This is a genomic window from Carnobacteriaceae bacterium zg-C25, from assembly GCA_017945845.1.
Classification (GTDB): Bacteria; Bacillota; Bacilli; order Lactobacillales; family Aerococcaceae; genus WM01.
The window spans coordinates 1,054,998-1,074,791 of record CP072828.1; the positions used below are offsets into that span (position 1 = coordinate 1,054,998).

Here is a 19,794-nt window from a genome sequence, read left to right on the forward strand (position 1 = left end):
ATCACAAACAAAAGAGCGCTCGGTAGCCCTTACACCCTTGGATTAAATGTGTTTTATACAGTGGTTTATCGCCAAATTTTATAGTTTTTATTCATCGATAACAAACAAAAAACTACACCACAATGTGTATTGGATGTAGTTTTTCGTCAAATCGTATTGGTAGTCTACACTATCCTTTTAAGCACTTACTTTTATTATTCCATATAAGGCAATAAGTAATCGTAACCTTTTTCAGCCATTTCTGCTTTTGGAATAAATTTAATGGATAAACTATTGATACAGAAGCGTAAGCCACCTTTATCTTTTGGTCCGTCATCAAACACGTGACCTAAGTGAGAATTACCAGCGCGACTTCTTACCTCAATACGTGTCATATTAAAGCTTGTATCTTTATGATACGTTACCACTTCTGTATTGATTGGTTTAGTGAAACTAGGCCAACCACATCCAGATTGGAATTTATCTTTTGAGAAGAATAACGGTTCTCCCGTAGCCACATCTACATAAATACCTTCTTCAAAAAAGTCCCAATATTGATTTGAAAAAGCTTGTTCTGTTTTATTTTCTTGAGTGACTAAATATTGATCTTTTGTTAATGTTTGTTTTAACTCTTCTTGAGATGGTTTTGGATATTTTGTAACATCAACTAACGGCACATTGGCTTCAGTGACATCGATATGACAATAGCCACCCGGATTTTTTTTCAAGTAATCTTGATGATACTCTTCTGCTAAAATGTAATGTCTTAATGGCTCAATTTCAATAGCTGTTTTTTGACCGAGTTCTTTTTCTTTTTCAGCGATGACTTCATCGATAACCGTTTTATCTTCATCATGTTGATAGTAAATACCCGTTCTATATTGTCTACCTCTATCATTTCCTTGTTTGTTTACACTTGTTGGATCAATAACACGGAAATAATATAACAATAATTCTCTTAAACTGACTTTAGATGGGTCGTATTGAATATGTACTGTTTCAGCGTGATCTGTTTGAGAAATCAAATGATAATTTGTTGTATCACTTTTACCATTAGCATATCCTGATGTGACATCAATGACACCATTGATTCGTGAAAAATATTCTTCTAATCCCCAGAAACAGCCCCCTGCTAAATAAAGATCTTTCAACATACTTTTATCCACGTTCCCTTCTCCTTGCGGCATTTGTTTACTTTGTGCAGAAACTTGTTCTTTTACTGTATTTTCAATAGATTGCGTATCGTTATTTTTTGAAATGACATAGCGTTGGAAGAACAACAGACCGAAAATAACGATAACTATTCCAATAAGGACGCCTTTTTTCATCGTACACCTCTATTTAACTGTTTTCATAAATTCTTTAATGTCATTTGCTGACATGTATCCGATTTGTTGTTTTACAAGCGTACCGTCTGAACCGATAAATAATGCACTTGGGTAGCCTACAATACCTAATTTTTTGAAATATTCTCCATTTTCATCAAATAAAACTGGTAAATCTGTAAAGGTTGTTCCATTAAACCATTTCAAGAAATCTTCTTTTGATTTTTCATTGTGATAATTTGGCGCAACGATTGTCAATACAACAAAATCTTTTTCATTTTTGGCTAATTCTTGTGTTTCTGGTAATGTTGATAAACAGATAGAACACCAAGATGCCCATGCTTTAATAAATACTTTTTTACCTTTGTATTCATCTAATGTATGTACTTTACCGTTAACATCCATCAGTTTGAAGTTTGGTGCCATTTCACCTTGATTTTTCATCATGTCATCTTTTTTATCGCCCATTTTTTTGTCGTCCATCATTTTGTCATCTTTTTTGTCGTCCATCATTTTATCGTCTTTTTTATCATTCATCATTTTATCATCTTTTTTATCGTTCATTTTTTTGTCATCCATTTTGCCATCTTTCATCATGGATGAACTTGCCGCTTTATTGTCATCTTTCATAGCGGCTTGTCCGCAACCTACTAATACACACGCTGTTGTTAATACACCTAAACTTTTAATATATTTATTCATCTTATTTTTCTCCCTTATTTTGTATAATTTATAGTTTAATTAGTGAAAAAGTGTTGATAAAAAGTTTGCTTGTCCAAAGATTAATAATAATCCCATTAAAATAATTAACCAGCCACCAACTTTTTTAATACGTATCATATATTTTTTAACTTTAGCAACATGTTTTAAAAATAGCGTTGATGCTAAAGAAATAACGATAAACGGTAAGGCTAACCCTAATGCATAAACCCCCATTAACATCACACCTAGTAAACTATTGCTTCCACCTGATGAAGATAATGCAAAAACCGCACTTAACACAGGTCCTATACAAGGTGTCCAACCAAAACTAAATGTAAATCCTAATAAATAAGCATTTAGCAGTTGATTTTTATTTGTAGATATTGTCGTTGATTTTTGTTGTTCTAAAAATGGAATACGAATGTATTCAGCATGATGTAAACCTAAAATCACAACAATTGTTCCCATAATGATTGGTGTATAGTTACTAGCAATTAATTTTCCTAAAAAACTTGCACCAAATCCTAATGTTAGAAAAACTGTTGAAATACCAAAAATGAATGCTAACGTCGTATAAACTGGTTTGGTATAAATTTTAATTTTTCCTATTCTTATTGCTTTATCTCCCGTTTCCTCCATTAGAATACCTGTATATACCGGTAATAGCGGTAAAATACATGGTGAGAAAAATGATAGAATACCGGCTAAAAACGTTGTCCAAAGAAACACCGCATCTAATTGTTGTCCCATATTTTATAACCCCTTTCGTTGTTTACATGTATACTATACTCGACTAACGTTCGTAAAAACATAGAATAACATACTAAAAAACTTGAATTTCATATGAAATTATTATTTTTATCAAAAAAATGATATAAAACTAAACAAAAAACCACTGAACACGCTGCTTTGACAACGTGTTCAGTGGTTTTATATAGCATTAATTCACTTGTTGATACAATTTTTTCTCATCGTATCGTTCTTGTGCAAGACGTAATAATTCAGTAATCAAATCTGCATAAGCAATACCTGTCGCTTCCCACAATAATGGGTACATACTAAATTGAGTAAAGCCCGGTAATGTATTGATTTCATTAATATAAATGTCGTTGTTTTCTGTTAGGAAAAAGTCTACCCGACTTAATCCAGAACCATCTAACGCTTTATACGCAGTAACGGCATAGTCTCGAATTTGACGACTAATGGTTTCATCAATCTTAGCAGGAATTTGTAATTGTGCGTTACCGTTTTTATATTTTTCTTCAAAATCATAAAAATCAACAACTTTTAACACTTCTCCCACAACAGACGCTTTAGCATCATCATTGCCCAACATCGCCACTTCTAATTCACGTGCAATTACTCCCGTTTCAACAACAACGCGACGGTCATAACGCAACGCAACACGAATGGCATTTTCCAATTCAGACACATTTTCAGCTTTAGATATCCCTACACTTGAACCCATATTTGCTGGTTTGACAAACATTGGATACGTTAATTCATTTTCACATTTTTGAATTAGTGACTGTGCATCATCTTCCCAAGCTTTTTTGTACACCTCAACATAGGCTAATTGTGGAATACCCGCTTTTTCAAATATTTTTTTAGAAATGATTTTATCCATTCCACACGCACTTGCCATAACACCCGTACCAACATATGGAACATCTAACATTTCAAACAACCCTTGAATCGTGCCGTCTTCTCCATTTGGACCATGTAAAACAGGAAATACGATTGCGTTATCTTGTTTTATAACAGTCGGTAAAACTTCACTATGTTGTGAAATCGCCGTCAATTCTTGTTCGCTTTGTGCACCACATTCCAAACGGTTTAACGCATGCCACACTCCATTTTTAGCAATATAAATTGGATAAACTTCGTATAATTGATAATCCAACGATTTTGAAATGTTTAAAGCCGTTAAAATGGAAATATCGTGCTCTTGACTTTTACCACCGTAAATTAAAAATAATTTTTTCATTTTTTTACCCTAACGTAATGTATGTTTTGTTAATTTAAATGCTTCAATCGCCTCAGTAGGCGCTTGTGAAACATCATAGCTAGCCGTTAAACGCGCACGCACAATTAAACGGTATGCCGCACTACCATCACTACATGTTATCAATGTTACAATATTGTCACCCGGCGTATTTTCAACCAAATCCACTCTGTCAGGATTAACAACTTCTTTCCAGTACGTTTCATAAACATAAACTTTTTTCAAATCAGTTAAATATACTTTGTCGCCAAGTTCAACTTTAAGCAACGGTGTAAACAATAGTTTTCCGTCACCGTATGATGAATAATGACTAGCTAAAGGGTAATTCCCCTCGCCCATAACTTGATCAGATCGAAGTGTTCCTGCACCTACAGACATATTTAAATCTGAAACACCTTTAGCAACCGTCAAATTAATACCTACCGATGGAATGGCAATTTCTCCAATTGACTGTACTTTAGCTTTATTTTGACTTGCCGCTAAAATTGATTCTAAACTCAACGATTGTACGTCATTAAAGTCAAATGACGCATTCGCGTTTTGATTCGCCTCAATTTCTTCACGTGTCAATTGAGAAAGTTGTCTTTCTTGTTCTTGAATGCGTTGCGTTAATAAATAGTTACTAACGAACGGCTGTGCTAAAAGTCCTATACCTACAACGGCAAATACTATAGATAAAATGGTTAATAATCTATAGCGTAAACTTTTTTTCTGTCTTTCTTGTGCTTTACGATCTTCTTTTCTTCCCATTACTCACTTAATCTTTCTTTTAATGTTTCGACATAATGATATGCCGCTTGCCCAGCTTGACCGCCATCTCCAACAGCCGTCACCACTTGGCGTAGTGTTTTAAAGCGGACGTCACCAACAGCAAACACTCCGGGCACGTTAGTTGCCATATCATTATCTGTGACAATCCATCCGTCTTGTTCTTCCAACCCTAATTGTTTAAACGGTTCACTATTTGGGAGTACACCAACATAGATAAACACACCATCTGCTTGAACAAATGATTTTTCACCTGTTTGCGTATTGACCAATTGAACACCCGTTACAACGCCATCTTCACCAACAACTTCTTCAACTGTGTTGTTCCAAATAAATTCAATTTTCGGATTTTTAAAGGCGCGGTCTTGTAAAATTTTTTGTGCACGCAACGCATCTCTGCGGTGTACAATCGTTACTTTTGATGCATATTGTGTCAAGTACGCACCTTCTTCAACAGCAGAATCACCACCACCAACAACGATTAAATGACGATTTTTGAAAAAGGCACCATCACATACGGCACAGTAGCTTACACCACGTCCTGAAAATTCTTCTTCACCTGGCACACCCAATTTACGATGGTGTGCTCCAGTCGCAATAATGAGGCTGTATGCGCGATACGTTTTTTTACCGACTGTAACCACTTTAACATCACCCTCAATAGCAATGTTGGATACATTTCCATATGCTGATTCCGCACCAAAACTTAATGCGCTATCATTCATTTTTTGTGCTAAATCTGGACCCGCAATTAACGGATAACCCGGATAATTTTCAATTTCTGATGTATTTAATAACTCTCCACCCGGCATGCCTCTTTCTAATATCAAGACAGACAAGTTGGCACGAGATGCATAAAGTGCTGCCGTCATACCGGCAGGACCAGAACCTACAACAATAACATCATAAATTTTTTCCATTTTATTCACCAGCTTCCAAAACTTTTGCTAATTCTAAAATATATTTTTTCAACCCATCTTTAGTTTCAGGGTGTTGTAAACCATGCTGAATATTTGTTGTTAATAACCCTAATTTATTACCCGTATCGTAACGAATACCGTGGAATGTTTTCGCAAATACACGTTGTGTTTGATTTAATTTATCAATGGCATCTGTTAATTGTACTTCGCCACCAACACCTGGTTCAAGTGTTTCTAAAATAGTAAAAATTTCTGGAGATAATAAATAACGACCGATGATTGCTAAATTACTTGGCGCATCTTCTGGTTTTGGTTTTTCAACAAATTTTCTAACATTATAAACATCTTCTGAAATTTTTGATTCCACATCAATAATTCCGTAACTACCCGTTTGACTTGGATCAACTTCTACAACCGCAATTTGACTTGCACCTGTTGCGTAATAGCTATCCATTAATTGTTTTGTTAAAGGTACTTCATCAGCCATAATATCGTCACCTAATAAAACGACAAACGGTTCATCTCCAACAAACGCTTTAGCTTGTAATACAGCATCTCCTAACCCTTTAGGATATGGTTGGCGAACAAAATAAATGTTTGCACCAGCAGTATCTTCAACTAATTTTAATAAATCCAATTTTCCTTTTTCACGTAATGTTGCTTCTAATTCAATGTTAGCATCAAAGTGATCTTCAATTGGACGTTTACCTTTACCCGTAATAATTAAAATATCTTCAATACCTGAAGCTACCGCTTCCTCTACAATCAATTGAATCGTTGGCTTATCAACAATCGGCATCATTTCTTTTGCCATCGCTTTTGTAGCTGGCAATAAACGTGTTCCTGATCCTGCTGCAGGAATAATGGCTTTCTTTACTTTTTTAATCATTCGTTTTTCCTCCCTAACTAAATATATCTTTCTGATTTACCATCACGGTTCATTAACGATTCAATAGCATTTTTCGGTAATACACCGTCATAAATCACTTCATAAATGGCTTGTGTAATTGGCATATCAATACCGTGTTTTTGTGCAATGTCATACACAACTTCCACCGTATAGACCCCCTCAACTGCCATATTAATTTTATCAAGCGCTTCTTGTTTAGACAATCCTTTTCCGATTAAGTTTCCAAATTGCCAGTTGCGCGAATGTATACTTGTACACGTTACAATTAAATCACCAACACCAGATAACCCTGAAAATGTTTCTTGTAACGCACCGAACTGTAATCCAAATCGCGTGATTTCAACTAATCCACGTGTCACTAACGCTGCTTTGGCATTATCGCCAAATCCTATACCGTTAATAACCCCCGCTCCAATAGCAATAATATTTTTTAACGCGGCACCTAATTCTACGCCAATAATATCCGTATTTGTATATACTCTAAAATAATGATTCATAAATAATTTTTGAGTATATTCGCTAGCTTCAATACACTTGCTTGCTGCCGTAATTGTCGTAATATCTTTTCTAGCAACTTCTTCAGCATGACTTGGCCCGGATAAAACAACAATCTCCTTATACAATTCACGGTCGATTTGCTGTTCAATCACTTCTGAAATACGTAAGTTGGTTCCTTGTTCTAATCCTTTACCAGCATGAATAATCATTGGGCGAGAAGATAAATACGGCGCAATCGTTTCACAAACTGATCTTACCGCATTGGTAGGAACAACAAACACAACCGCATCCACATCTTGCAACGCCTTTTGGGTATCCGTTGTGGCAAAAATATTTGTCGGTAGTGTAATGTTTTTTAAATATTGCTCATTGGTGTGCGTGCGATTGATTTCATCAATTTGTTGTTGATGATTGCCCCACAACGTCACATCATGTCCGTTTTCACTTAAACATTTAGCTAGTGCACTCCCCCATGAACCAGCACCTAAAACGGCAACTTTTTGTTTCATTTAATCCCTCCTCGTCGGCGAATACATATAAGTTGCAAAGGATTGTTGTATCCATTTCTTTTTCACAAAAAAGGCGATAATGGCAAAAATAACTAATACAACAGACAACGCTTGCGATACACGAATTGCACCGATATATAAACTATCGCTGCGCATACCTTCTACAATAAACCGTTCAATACCGTACCAGAAAATATAACCTAACGTTAAATCACCAATTTTTAAATGTTGCCATTTTTCTCGTAAAACAATTAATACGATACAGCCAATCACACTTAATACCGATTCATATAAAAATGTCGGTTGATAGTACGTTCCACCAATATACATACGATCAATAATAAACGATGGAATAAATTGTGCTTCTAAGTATTGTCGAGAAACGGCGGCTCCAAAAGCTTCTTGATTCATAAAGTTTCCCCAGCGGCCTATCCCTTGTGCCAACAACACATACGGCACAATAATGTCTAATACCACTAACGGATGTGTATGTTTCTTTTTAGCATACCAATAAATAACGAGTAATCCTGCGATTAGTCCGCCATAGATGGCAATGCCACCTTCCCAAATTTTAAAAACATCCCATAAATTATTTTTATACTCATCCCATGTAAATGCCACGTAGTAAATTCGCGCACCGACAATACCTATTGGGAATAAGTAAAACAGTAAATCGTTTATAAATTCATCTGGAAAGTTTTTTCGTTGTGCCACACGATTAGACAACCACGTTGCCAATATAGCACCAGTTAAAATAATCACTGCATACCAACGAACTGATAGCGGCCCTATTCTAAATATTTCTGGATTTATCATAAGTAGCCTCTACTCCTTTCCTGAATTGATTTCAATGAGTTGATTCAATTTTTCTTGAAATGCTTGCGTCGCATCAAATCCCATATTTTTTGCACGATAATTCATTGTTGCTACTTCAACAATATTTGCCAAGTTACGACCAAGTTTTACCGGAATAGTGAATTTAGGAACATCCACATCAATAATTCTTACCGTCTCTTGATTGTTACCTAAACGATCAAATATTTTTTGTCCGTCCCACATTTCTAAATGCACAATCATTTCTAATTTTTTCGTTTCTTTTACAGCACTTGCGCCAAAAATTGTCATAACATCAACAATACCAATTCCTCTAACTTCTAATAAGTTTTTCAAGATGGCTGGTGCTTCTCCGACAAGTGTCAATTCATCAATCTGATAAAAATCGATACGATCATCGGCAACTAAACGATGCCCGTTTTTAATTAAATCTAGTGCCGTCTCACTTTTACCAACACCACTATCTCCTGTAATTAAAACACCAACACCGTAAACATCGATAAATACACCGTGAATAGATTCACGCACTGCTAATTGCGTTTCTAAATAATTCGTTAAATTACTAATGACACTCGTTGTTTTGCTGGCGCTTTGTAATATCGGAATACCAACTTCTTTTGCCCTATCGACAAGCAGTTGTGGCGCTGGTAAATTACGCGCCATAATAAAAGCAGGGATTTCTGGATGACATAATTGTTTAATGACATCTTTCGCTTTTTCATCTGGTAATTGTTGCAAAAATGCAATTTCGGTTCTACCAAATACTTGAATACGTTCTGTTGAGTAATAATCAAAATATCCCGACAATTCTAATCCGGGTCTCGATAATTCACTCGTTGATACCGTTCGATTTAAATTATCACAGCCATGCTGAACTTTAATATGCAAAGTATCAATTAATTGCTGAATTGTAACCGTCATAATTTTTCTCCTTTTTCTGCTCTTTCTATTTTACCATTTTTTTGGTAACGAATACATAAAGCGCTTCTTTTTTTTACGAATAGATGCATTTTTCATTAAATTGTACTGTTTTTTAACCATTTTTTCTTAAAAAACATCGTTAAACTAACAACCAATTTACCTAAATCGCAAGATTGACCAATAATGTACATTGGAATTAACGGCAGTTGTGTCATATAAGCGATGATTGAAATAACGGGAATGGTGACAGACCACATATATAAGCCATCAACAATTAAAGTGGATTTCATATCGCCACCTGCACGTAAAATAAAATAGCATTGTGTATTGGTTAAGTACACCCAGAAAAATAGCGATGCAATTTGTATTGTTTGCGTTGCGATTTGATGAGACACGATTGATACTTGATAAATATTCGGTACAATAAAACTCATTGTAAACATAAGTGCCCCTAACCCAACGGCTACGACAACGGTTGACTTCATCATACGAACGCTGTTTTGATAAGCTTCTTTAAAGCGATTGGCACCCAATAATTGTGATATAAAGATAGGTGTTGCACCCGCTAACCCTTGTGCAAAAGCAAAAAAGATTGATGATGTCGTTTCGGTAATCGCTAACGCTGCCAACGCTTCATCACCACGTGAACCATACGTTTTTAAAATGGTTGCTTGGCCAAATGACCATATAATTTCATTGAGCGTTAGCGGTAACGCTTTAAACATCACTTCTCTTACCATGTAACGCGGTACATGAAATAACTGACTAACTTTTGTATCAAATGAAAAATGATAACGTTTTGTAAAATAGATTAATATTGTAAATTCTACAATTCTGGAAAATACGGTAGCAATTGCCGCACCTTGAATTCCCATTGGAGAAAATCCGAAATTCCCAAAAATCAACATATAATTTCCGATACTGTTTACAGCCACACTAGCTAAACTGGCTACTAACGGCATTTTAACTTGCCCAATTACCCTTAACGCTGTGGCGTAGTTAATTGAAACGACAAATGGAATATACCCGATAATCATAATGCCCATATAATTTAAGACAGCTTCTTTAATCGTGGCGTCCTGTACAAAATAATGCACCACTTGTTGCGGGAAAATCGCCAAAATACTGCTAGCAACAATAAACACCGTCCCACTCATGAGTAACCCAATACGAAAAACTTCCTTTTGCTTTTCGACATTTTGAGCGCCGTAGTATTGTGCAATAAACACGCTGACTGCTGCGGATACACCAAAAACAGTGAACATGATAATGTCTAAAATTTTGTTTCCCATCGCAACGGACGCAATTGATGTATCGCCTAATTGTCCAACCATCAAATTATCGATCATTGAAACAAATTTCGTAATCATACCTTGTAACATTAGCGGGATAACTACTTTGGCATACGCTTTATAAAAATTTTTTGTCTCCATATATCCTCCAATATACGTGATTTTATCACATATGGTATACTAATAACAGAAAAGACTTTTGGAGGAATTATGAACGTAAATAAAGCAAGCTTTGTCATAAGTGCCGTATCGAGTAAACAGTACCCTGAAACTGAAATGATCGAAATCGCTTTAGCTGGTCGATCTAACGTTGGTAAATCATCATTTATCAATAAACTCATCAATCGAAAAAGTTTAGCGCGTACATCGAGTAAACCAGGAAAAACACAGCAATTAAACTATTATAATATTGATGATAAATTTCATTTTGTCGATGTGCCAGGTTATGGTTATGCAAAAGTATCCAAATCTGAACGGGCGAAATGGGGGAAAATGTTAGAAGAGTATTTCACAACAAGACAACCGTTAAAAATGGTGTTTTTACTCATGGATTTCAGACACGAACCTACATTAGAAGATGTTCAAATGAAAGAATTTGTAGAATATTATGATATTCCTTACCGTATCATTGCCACAAAAGCTGATAAGGTTAAACGGGGCGTTTGGAATAAGCATGAATCGATGTTCCGTAAAAAATTATCGTTATCACAAGATACACCAATTTTCATTTTTTCAAGCGAAACAGGCGAAGGCAAAGATAAAATTTGGAATCAAATTACGCAATTACTAGACGCTCACTAATTTATTTCGATTTAGAGGGGGGGAACGGCATAAGCCGTCACCCCTTTTCATTTGTGCTAAACCACTACCTTTTCTAAATTATCAACCTTATTTTACAAATCACTAGACGATTAAGCGCGCCGGGCATCTTATTTTGTATCATTTCATAACTGAAATATACATTTATGCAGTGTTTATTTAAAAACAAGAAAACCGATAACGAAAAAAACTCGTCATCGGTTAATCAAGTTACTTAATTTTTAATTCCCAGTACCATTTGTCATAGAATCTTGATGTTGTGTCAGTGCTTTTTTACCTAGATGATAACCTAAAGCGCAAGGAATGGCACAAACACCAAAAAATAATACAATATTAACTGCATTTGTTGTTAAAGAACCAAACAAGATGACGCCAGAACCCAACATAGCGACCGTTGGTACGACATATCTAAAAATCGGATTTTTAATAGACGTGAATTTATAGACTTGAGTATATAATAAAGTGTACAAAATATAGTTAAATACAATTGCAATTTCACTAATATCACTTTCTCCTAAAAGCATATACTGCATAACAACGTAGTGAATCACAAACCATACAGACAAGATACATACAGCGATGATGCTTGATTGCTTCGATACACCTGATTCTGTGCTATCAACTTGTTTTGAATAGCGCCCCAGCATGCCTTTGCTAGCTAAAATTTGTGGCATACGTATCATCGCCATAACAAGACCGTTTGTCGTACCTAAAACAGATATAAGGACAATGATAGATAATACTTTTCCACCAATATTACCTAATAACATATCGCTCACTAAAAAGACAGCATTTTTCCCTTCTTTCAAAACGGTGTCCACTCCCAAGAAAGATGTCACCCCTAAAAAGTAAAGAACATAAATACTTAAAATAAGCAACGGCCCCATAATCAGCACTTTTCTAAATGTTTTTTGTGGATTTGCAACATCATGCACCATAGTTGTTGATACTGTCCAGCCGTCATACGCAAAACTCATCGGTACTATTGCATAAAGCCAACCTGACATACCCATATCCAGTTGAGATAAACTTTGTAAAGTCGTCTGTTGCTCTTTCCCAAAAATTAACCCTGTCAGTGCGATTAAAAATAGTGGGATTAACTTAATAATCGTTGTCAGTGATTGAATACGTCCTCCGAGTCTTGTTGAAAGCGTATTTAAATAAACAAACACGATCATATATACAACACCGATAATAACTTGAACGAATAATTCATACTGTTTAGGTACTTGTATATCGAATAAAACCATTGTATAAATACTTGAAACCCAACAGAGAATAACCGTAATTGTTGGTAAATAAAGCGACATAAAAAATAAACCGTATGCACTTGCCCATTTAAACGATACAAATTCTTCAAAATAACCAACAAGCCCACCTTCTTTTTTTGAACGTAGTGCTAATTCTGCCATGGCTAATCCACCAAAAACAATACATATCGCTGCCAATACAAATACTAGTACACCTAATGAAACACTTCCGTTTGTTGAAGATAAAATGTTCGCGGTTTTAAAAAATATACCAGACCCGATACAAATACCAATCAGCATAGACAGTGCTGTAAAAAAACCAAATTTTTTCTGGTTCATAATAACCTCCTTTATTTTATATTTCGTCAATTATATGTAATTTTTGTATTTTTAACAATAGTTTATTTGAAACGGTCAACAAAAAATAGATCAATAATCAACACTTTAAACTGTTAATTATTGACCTTATAATCTAAAAGTCATTCTATAATGAAAATGGGAGAAAAACAAACGGCACTACGCTGTTGATTTTCTCCGATTTAATCTTGATATCGTCATGCTTTGAAAAACTAAACGTATCACGTCATCGTTTTCTAACCTACCTGTTGTAACTTTTAGGTCAGTACCTTTTAAGCATTACGATTACGCTCAATCATTTTATCATGAAATTCACGATATTGTTTTTTTAACTCTGGTGTCACATCAAGTGATGAAACATTGTCATTAAATCGTTTCAACGTCTCCATTAAACGTGTTTTGACATCGTCAACCGTTAATTTTACACCTAACAAATCTTCTAAGTTCATCATGGCTGATGGGTTCACGTCTGGGAAAGCGTAATTTGTTGGCTCGTTCTTTTTACCCTCTTGATAAAAGGCACGCACCAATTCACCACGTTTTTGTTGATTGCCACAAACGCTTAAATAAATCGAAATGGACACACCATCTTTAAAACGGCGTTGAGCAGTCCCTGCGAATTTTTTACCATTGATACTTAAATCAAAATCTCCGGGACAATAAGAGTCTTCAATCGTAAAATGTTCAATTTTTTTGCGATATGACGAAAACATTTCACAAATAAAGTCGTACATAAAGATGTACGCGTCTTGAATTGATAATTTTTCATCTGGTCGTTTCGGTAAAATAAACGAAAAGTTTAATATCCCCTCGTCTGCAACAACCGCCAAACCACCCACGTTACGCACAATTGCACGATACCCGTTTGTTCGTACCGTCTTAATGGCATCGTCACAATACGGTAATCGGCGATCTAACATTCCTAAAATTAACGTATTTTCCATCGGCCAAATATGCAAAATGGATGAATCGGGGTTTTTATTGACTGCTCTTAAAAATACATCTCCCCACGCAAATGGCTGATACAATTGTTCACTCGCTCTATCACTTTCATCAAAAACAACAATGGGTGTGCGTTTTAATACATTAGTGATGGTGTCCACAACTGCATCCTCCTAAATCATCGTGATGATGGTGTGCATGATCGTGCGAATGATCGTGTTCGTGTTCATCAACAATTTCAAATTCAATACCCGTCAACGCCATTACTTCTTCATTACTCAAATAGTCTCGTTGTTGATGTAATGCACCATCAATATATGTTAGCGGTAAAATATCCATGCCATGTTCAGCAATTTGTGATAAAACGTCTTGTGAAAAATTATCTTCTCCAAATACATAATATCCCGTTTCAAACTGTTCTAAACTACCTAAACCTTCTAAAATCAATTGCATACGTTCCGCTTCAAATTGGGCGTGACGATCGTCATAACCCGTTACAATGCGATCAAATACTTCTATTTTCATCATTAACCTCTACTCATTTTCGTATGCTGTTATCGTAACACATTCTATATACTTTGTAAAAAACAAGTACCCTATATTGTGTACATTGTGGTAAGTTGTACAACTTAGTGGCTAATACGAAAAAAATGGTTAATCTTTATTTTATCAACAGTTTAAGTAATGTTAGTGAAACACGACCTTAAACGCATTTTTTGTCTACTGATACAATCCAATACGCCTTTTGAGTTGTTTAATCTAAAAAACGTTTACCCTCAACTAAATGAACATCTTCAACAACCATTTCAACAACAAAGTGGTGTTTACCATCACTAGAATCATATTGTCTTGATGACAGACGTCCGGACAAGCCAATCATATTACCTTTTTGACAATATTTTTCAACAACTCTAGCCGTTTTACCCCAAATGGTAACGGGTATAAAATCAGCATTTTGTCCCGCTTCACTTTTTCGTCTACGACCAACGGCTACCACATTATTAATGACACACTTTTCTTGTCCAAAATCTTTCACCTCAATCGGTTTTACAAATCTGCCAACAATAGATACGTCATTCATATTACCCCTCCTTTCATCAATAACATACGCGTTTTATTGTGAAATGACACAAAAAAATAGTGCCAAATTGACACTATTTTTTAACTATTGATTTTTAAGGTTTGTAATATCAGCCATCAACACAATTGATTAAGCATCTAACCGATTGAGCATCATTTCATTTTTAGGACGATATTGTCTAATGTGCTGATCAACACCGGATAACACCACAATATGTGATGGAGCATCCACTTCCATTTTTTGTCCATCTTCTGGCAGTGATACACTGAAAATGTCTTCATATTGTTCAATCGTTAATAATTGACGATTTTCAAGCATTTGCTTATGAACGGAAGTAAACAGATTTTCTTTGTACGTATCACATAGCGTCAATGTAAAAAACTCTCCCACAGCGCCAGATCCGTAACTAAACAATCCGATTTTATCTCCACCACGCAAACTATTTGATGTTTCTAACAGTGAAATCAAACTCAAGTAAAGTGAGCCAGTATAAATATTTCCAACCATTTGGTTATATAAGCGACTCATGTGATATGCGGATAACAAGCGCATGCGATTATTTTCTGTCTCATCTAATTGATCTAAAACGTTTCCTAACGCTTTTAAACCTAATTTAGTAAACGGTTGATGGAAGCAAATTGCCGCAAAATCATCTAACGTTTCATTCGTTGTATCTAAGTAACGTGTAAAAACATCTGTAAAAAATTCAAGATATTGTTGCGTCGAAAATTTACCGTCCGCAAAAGCTAGCGGCGAATAAACCGGACGCCAAAAATCCATAATATCACGTGTTAAGAACGTGCGTTCACGATTTAATACAGCCACTTTAGGATTGGCACTAATTAACATTGCTACGGCACCAGCACCTTGCGTTGGCTCACCAGCACTATTTAACCCGTATTTAGCAATATCACTAGCAATGACCAACACTTTACTTTCAGGATAATCGACAATATGACTTTTAGCTAATTGCAACGCCATTGTCGCACCGTAGCAGGCTTGCTTCAACTCAACCGCACGAACGTGCTCATGTATACCACACAATTCTTTAACATAAACAGCAATAGATTTTGAATTATCTACACCCGATTCGCTACCGACTAAAATCAAATCAATAGCGCGCTTATCTTCATCACTTAATAGTTGATTGGCTGCATTTGCCGCCATTGTTACAGCATCTTCGTACACCGGTGGTACAGCCATCATTTCTTGGCCTAACCCAAGTGTTAATTTTGATACCGGAATATTTCTTGCTTTTGCCAACGTTGACATATTCAACACATATTCAGGTGTATAAAATGTTATTTTTTCAATACCGATTTGTACCATAACCTTCTCCATTACATTTATCTGTTTACAGTATATCAAGTCCTGTTACTTTATGGGGAACATTATGAAAAACTTAAACATTTATTAATTTTTTGATTTAGCGCATTGTCACAAATTCTTCTGATCCTGTTGGATGAATCGCTAACGTATTATCAAAATCTGCTTTAGTCGCTCCCATTTTCATAGCTACTGCAAAACCTTGTACCATTTCATCTAATCCATAGCCAATACCGTGTAACCCAACGACTTTTTCTTCTTTTCCAACGACAACTAATTTCATTTTGACTAATTGGCGATGACTTGTCACAGCCGTATACATAGACGCAAACGTTGACGTATACACTTTCACGTCATCTCCATATTGTTCGCGCGCTTGTTTTTCGCTCAAACCAACTGTTCCAATTGCAGGATGTGAAAAAATAACGGTTGGTATTAAACTGTAATCCAATTTTAAATCGGTTTGGCCATTAAATAATCGTTCTGACAATCTTCTACCCGCCGCGATGGCAACAGGTGTTAATGCTGCTCGTCCCGTAACGTCTCCCACCGCGTAAACACCTTTAGCACTCGTATTTTGATAGTCATCCGTTTGAATGTATCCCGCTTCATTCAATGTCACCGAAGTATTTTCTAACCCTAGAGCGTCCACATTCACATGGCGCCCGATTGCCCAAATAATGCGTTCCACAACAATCGTCTCACCCGTTGTACTTTCAAACGTCAATGTTCCATCATCGTTTTTAACGACACGCTGTGGTGTTGCGTGCGTGTGAAATGTAATGCCCGTTTTATCAAATTCCTCTACCAAACAGTCTGACAACATGTCATCAAATTGTCGAAGCGGTTTATCTTGTCGAACCGCTAAATGTGTTGTTACGCCTAAACGATTTAAAACACCGGCTAATTCCACCGCAATATACCCTGCACCCACCACTAAAACGGATTGCGGTAATGTTGTCCATTCAAAAAAGTCATCTGACGTTTCACCATATTCACTACCTTCAACGTTAGGCACACTTGGCTTTCCACCTGTCGCAATTAAAATATGCGGTGCAGTATACAGTTCACCATTTACCGATACCGTATGATTGTCAACAAAGCTAGCGTATCCTTCAACAACACTAACACCATTAGTTTCAAAACTACGCGTATACGCTGCACGTGAACGTTCAACATAGGCATCACGATTTTTTAATAACGTCTCAAACTGTAACGGCGTTTGTGGGACATCAAATCCATAATCTTTAGCATATAAGTTTAATGTTTCTGCCACTTGTGCACCGTACCACATAATTTTTTTCGGCACACACCCGACATTCACACATGTACCACCTAATAAATTACCTTCAATAACCAATACGTTTGCACCACGAAGTGCTGCACGATTTGCCGAGCCAATACCGCCACTTCCACCACCAATAACGATATAATCAAATGTTTGCATCTTCAATACCTCTTTACTGTTTATTCTCTTTTTATTATCTATAAAAAGTTAAAAAATGGAATTTTTTTGCTCTAAATAACTCTTGTGGACTGTAATATAACAGTTATACACTTTTGTTTTATAACACAAAAAATACTAATTTAACAAGGTTTTTACCATTGACAACTGTACTATTCATTGTTATGATGACACAGTAATTTAAGGAGGACAACATGAAAAAATTTAAGCTATTACTTTCTGTTGCAACGGCATTTTTACTTGCTGCTTGCTCAACAACACCAACAAAAACACAAACAACTTGGCAAAAAATTGAAGCTGCCGGAACGATTAAAGTAGCCACACCTGGAACGCTATATCCAACGTCTTACAAAAACGATCAAAACGCGTTGGTCGGTTACGAAATCGACATGATGAACGAAATCGCAAAACGATTGAACCTTAAAGTAGAATACACAGAAATCGGTGTTGCTGAAGCGTTAACATCAGTAGATAGCGGAAAAGTTGATATTTCAATTAACAATTTCACGCCAACAAAAGAACGTGCGGAAAAATATAATTTATCCGAATCTTACAAATATTCTATCGGTGGGATGATTGTTCGTGCGGACGATTCATCAAACATTACGGCTACCGATTTAAGCGACTGGAAAGGCAAAAAAGCTGGTGGTGGCGCAGGAACGACTTTTATGAAAATCACTAAAAAATTGGGTGGAGAGCCTGTTATTTACGACAACGTTACAAACGACGTTTACTTACGTGATGTTTCAACTGGTCGTACCGACTTTGTGCCAAATGATTACTTTACACAAGTGATTGCCGTAAAATTAATTACTGAAAAATTCCCAGACATTAAAGTTAAAATGGGGAACGTTAAATATAATCCATCAGAATCTGTTATCATTATGAGTAAAACGGATACATCATTAAAAGAAAAAATTGACGGTGTAATTGCTCAAATGAAAGCAGATGGGACATTAAAAGCCATTTCAGAAAAATACTACGCTGGACAAGATTTATCAAAACCATTAGACAATGTCGAACAATATCCAGTTGTTGATTTTTCTGACGTAGAATAAAAAAGCAGGCGAGATAAAGTCTCGCCTGTTTTATACATAGGAGAATGATATGATTAAATGGGAAGCACTATTCAACCTTGAATTAGCCATCTATGCGATTCCACGCATTTTACAAGGTTTACCTTATACATTAGGGTTATCATTAATTGGCTTTATTTTAGGCACGTTTTTCGGATTCTTTATAGCGTTAATGCGCCAATCACGATTACGCGTGTTACGTTATATTGCCGTAACACACATTTCATTAATGCGTGGTGTGCCATTAATGGTTTTACTATTTTTCATTTATTTCGGTTTACCCTTTATGGGAATACAACTTGATGCCATTAGTGCATCCATTATTGCGTTTACAAGTATGTCTAGTGCATACATATCAGAAATTATTCGCTCTGGATTACAAGCCATTGACAAAGGACAATGGGATGCTGCATACGCTTTAGGATTGAGTAAAACACAAACCTTTAAATACATTATTATCCCCCAAGCAACACGCATTTGTGTGCCACCAATGACAAATGTTCTTTTAGACATCGTGAAAAGCACTTCGTTAACAGCGGCAATTACCGTTCCTGAAATTTTAAATCAAGCCAAATCCATCGGTGGTGCCAAATCAGATTACATGACGGTTTACTTTTGTGTAGCGCTCATCTATTGGATCATTTGTACAACGTACGCTTTAGGGCAAGCTAAATTAGAAAAGAAATTAGCCATTTATTAACGACTGCATATCATCAATGAATACACATAAACTGATTTAATTTGTTAAAATTGAAATACGCATACCATTTTTCTCATAACTTTTTTATTATGGCTGTATAATTTTAAGGGTTGAT

At 35.8% G+C, this 19,794-nt stretch carries 20 protein-coding genes; 3 read left to right on the forward strand and 17 right to left on the reverse strand.

The features are described 5' to 3' along the window. Window positions 1-194 precede the first annotated feature (194 nt). From msrB to J7S27_05070, 11 genes are all read right to left on the reverse strand, one after another. Entirely contained in the window at window positions 195-1,307 is a 1,113-nt protein-coding gene (gene msrB / locus J7S27_05020) for a peptide-methionine (R)-S-oxide reductase MsrB (GenBank protein ID QTU82661.1), read from the reverse strand. Between the two features lie 9 nt (window positions 1,308-1,316). Continuing rightward, window positions 1,317-2,006 carry a redoxin family protein gene (locus tag J7S27_05025; protein QTU82662.1) on the reverse strand — a complete coding sequence of 230 codons (690 nt, stop codon included), beginning with the start codon at window positions 2,004-2,006 and terminating at the stop codon, window positions 1,317-1,319. Window positions 2,007-2,045: 39 nt separating this feature from the next. Beyond that, window positions 2,046-2,756 (reverse strand): cytochrome c biogenesis protein CcdA, encoded by a 711-nt coding sequence (locus tag J7S27_05030; GenBank protein ID QTU82663.1) that lies wholly within the window; start codon window positions 2,754-2,756, stop codon window positions 2,046-2,048. A gap of 190 nt (window positions 2,757-2,946) precedes the next feature. Then, window positions 2,947-3,993 (reverse strand): D-alanine--D-alanine ligase, encoded by a 1,047-nt coding sequence (locus J7S27_05035; protein QTU82664.1) that lies wholly within the window; start codon window positions 3,991-3,993, stop codon window positions 2,947-2,949. A gap of 9 nt (window positions 3,994-4,002) precedes the next feature. Then, window positions 4,003-4,761, reverse strand: a complete 759-nt coding sequence (locus J7S27_05040) for a class A sortase (protein QTU82665.1) — start codon at window positions 4,759-4,761, stop codon at window positions 4,003-4,005. Then, complete coding sequence (gene trxB, locus J7S27_05045; protein ID QTU82666.1) at window positions 4,761-5,699, reverse strand: thioredoxin-disulfide reductase; 939 nt, start codon at window positions 5,697-5,699, stop codon at window positions 4,761-4,763. The genes J7S27_05040 and trxB overlap by 1 nt, the downstream gene beginning before the upstream one ends. Window position 5,700: 1 nt before the next feature. Then, entirely contained in the window at window positions 5,701-6,585 is an 885-nt protein-coding gene (gene galU, locus J7S27_05050) for a UTP--glucose-1-phosphate uridylyltransferase GalU (protein QTU83618.1), read from the reverse strand. A 20-nt stretch (window positions 6,586-6,605) separates the two neighbouring features. Further along, complete coding sequence (locus tag J7S27_05055) at window positions 6,606-7,616, reverse strand: NAD(P)H-dependent glycerol-3-phosphate dehydrogenase (GenBank protein QTU82667.1); 1,011 nt, start codon at window positions 7,614-7,616, stop codon at window positions 6,606-6,608. Next, the gene (locus tag J7S27_05060) at window positions 7,617-8,432 is read right to left on the reverse strand and encodes a prolipoprotein diacylglyceryl transferase (GenBank protein ID QTU82668.1); all 816 of its coding nucleotides are present in this window, start codon (window positions 8,430-8,432) and stop codon (window positions 7,617-7,619) included. It lies immediately after the preceding gene. A gap of 9 nt (window positions 8,433-8,441) precedes the next feature. Beyond that, on the reverse strand, window positions 8,442-9,371 hold the full coding sequence (locus tag J7S27_05065; GenBank protein QTU82669.1) for an HPr kinase/phosphorylase: 930 nt from the start codon (window positions 9,369-9,371) through the stop codon (window positions 8,442-8,444). A gap of 95 nt (window positions 9,372-9,466) precedes the next feature. Then, the gene (locus J7S27_05070; protein ID QTU82670.1) at window positions 9,467-10,804 is read right to left on the reverse strand and encodes an MATE family efflux transporter; all 1,338 of its coding nucleotides are present in this window, start codon (window positions 10,802-10,804) and stop codon (window positions 9,467-9,469) included. 69 nt (window positions 10,805-10,873) lie between these two features. On the opposite strand from J7S27_05070, the gene J7S27_05075 reads away from it, so the two are divergent. Next, window positions 10,874-11,464 carry a YihA family ribosome biogenesis GTP-binding protein gene (locus J7S27_05075; protein ID QTU82671.1) on the forward strand — a complete coding sequence of 197 codons (591 nt, stop codon included), beginning with the start codon at window positions 10,874-10,876 and terminating at the stop codon, window positions 11,462-11,464. 239 nt (window positions 11,465-11,703) lie between these two features. Here J7S27_05075 and J7S27_05080 read toward each other — a convergent pair whose 3' ends face one another. The 6 genes from J7S27_05080 to gorA all read right to left on the reverse strand — a co-directional run bounded on the left by J7S27_05080 (window position 11,704) and on the right by gorA (window position 17,885). Further along, window positions 11,704-13,071, reverse strand: coding sequence for an APC family permease (locus tag J7S27_05080; GenBank protein QTU82672.1), 1,368 nt, complete (start codon window positions 13,069-13,071; stop codon window positions 11,704-11,706). A 290-nt stretch (window positions 13,072-13,361) separates the two neighbouring features. Continuing rightward, window positions 13,362-14,192 (reverse strand): lipoate--protein ligase family protein, encoded by an 831-nt coding sequence (locus J7S27_05085; GenBank protein QTU82673.1) that lies wholly within the window; start codon window positions 14,190-14,192, stop codon window positions 13,362-13,364. Next, entirely contained in the window at window positions 14,176-14,559 is a 384-nt protein-coding gene (locus tag J7S27_05090) for an arsenic metallochaperone ArsD family protein (GenBank protein QTU82674.1), read from the reverse strand. Before J7S27_05090 ends, J7S27_05085 begins: the two co-directional genes overlap by 17 nt. A 226-nt stretch (window positions 14,560-14,785) precedes the next feature. Beyond that, on the reverse strand, window positions 14,786-15,112 hold the full coding sequence (locus tag J7S27_05095; protein ID QTU82675.1) for a single-stranded DNA-binding protein: 327 nt from the start codon (window positions 15,110-15,112) through the stop codon (window positions 14,786-14,788). A gap of 129 nt (window positions 15,113-15,241) precedes the next feature. After that, a complete protein-coding gene (locus J7S27_05100; GenBank protein QTU82676.1) occupies window positions 15,242-16,441 on the reverse strand; it encodes a hydroxymethylglutaryl-CoA synthase in 1,200 nt (399 codons plus the stop codon). A gap of 97 nt (window positions 16,442-16,538) precedes the next feature. Continuing rightward, entirely contained in the window at window positions 16,539-17,885 is a 1,347-nt protein-coding gene (gorA, locus tag J7S27_05105) for a glutathione-disulfide reductase (protein ID QTU82677.1), read from the reverse strand. Between the two features lie 212 nt (window positions 17,886-18,097). Here gorA and J7S27_05110 point away from each other — a divergent pair, with 212 nt between their 5' ends. Continuing rightward, on the forward strand, window positions 18,098-18,961 hold the full coding sequence (locus tag J7S27_05110) for a transporter substrate-binding domain-containing protein (protein QTU82678.1): 864 nt from the start codon (window positions 18,098-18,100) through the stop codon (window positions 18,959-18,961). Between the two features lie 49 nt (window positions 18,962-19,010). After that, a complete protein-coding gene (locus tag J7S27_05115) occupies window positions 19,011-19,679 on the forward strand; it encodes an amino acid ABC transporter permease (protein ID QTU82679.1) in 669 nt (222 codons plus the stop codon). The last annotated feature ends 115 nt before the right edge of the window (window positions 19,680-19,794 follow it).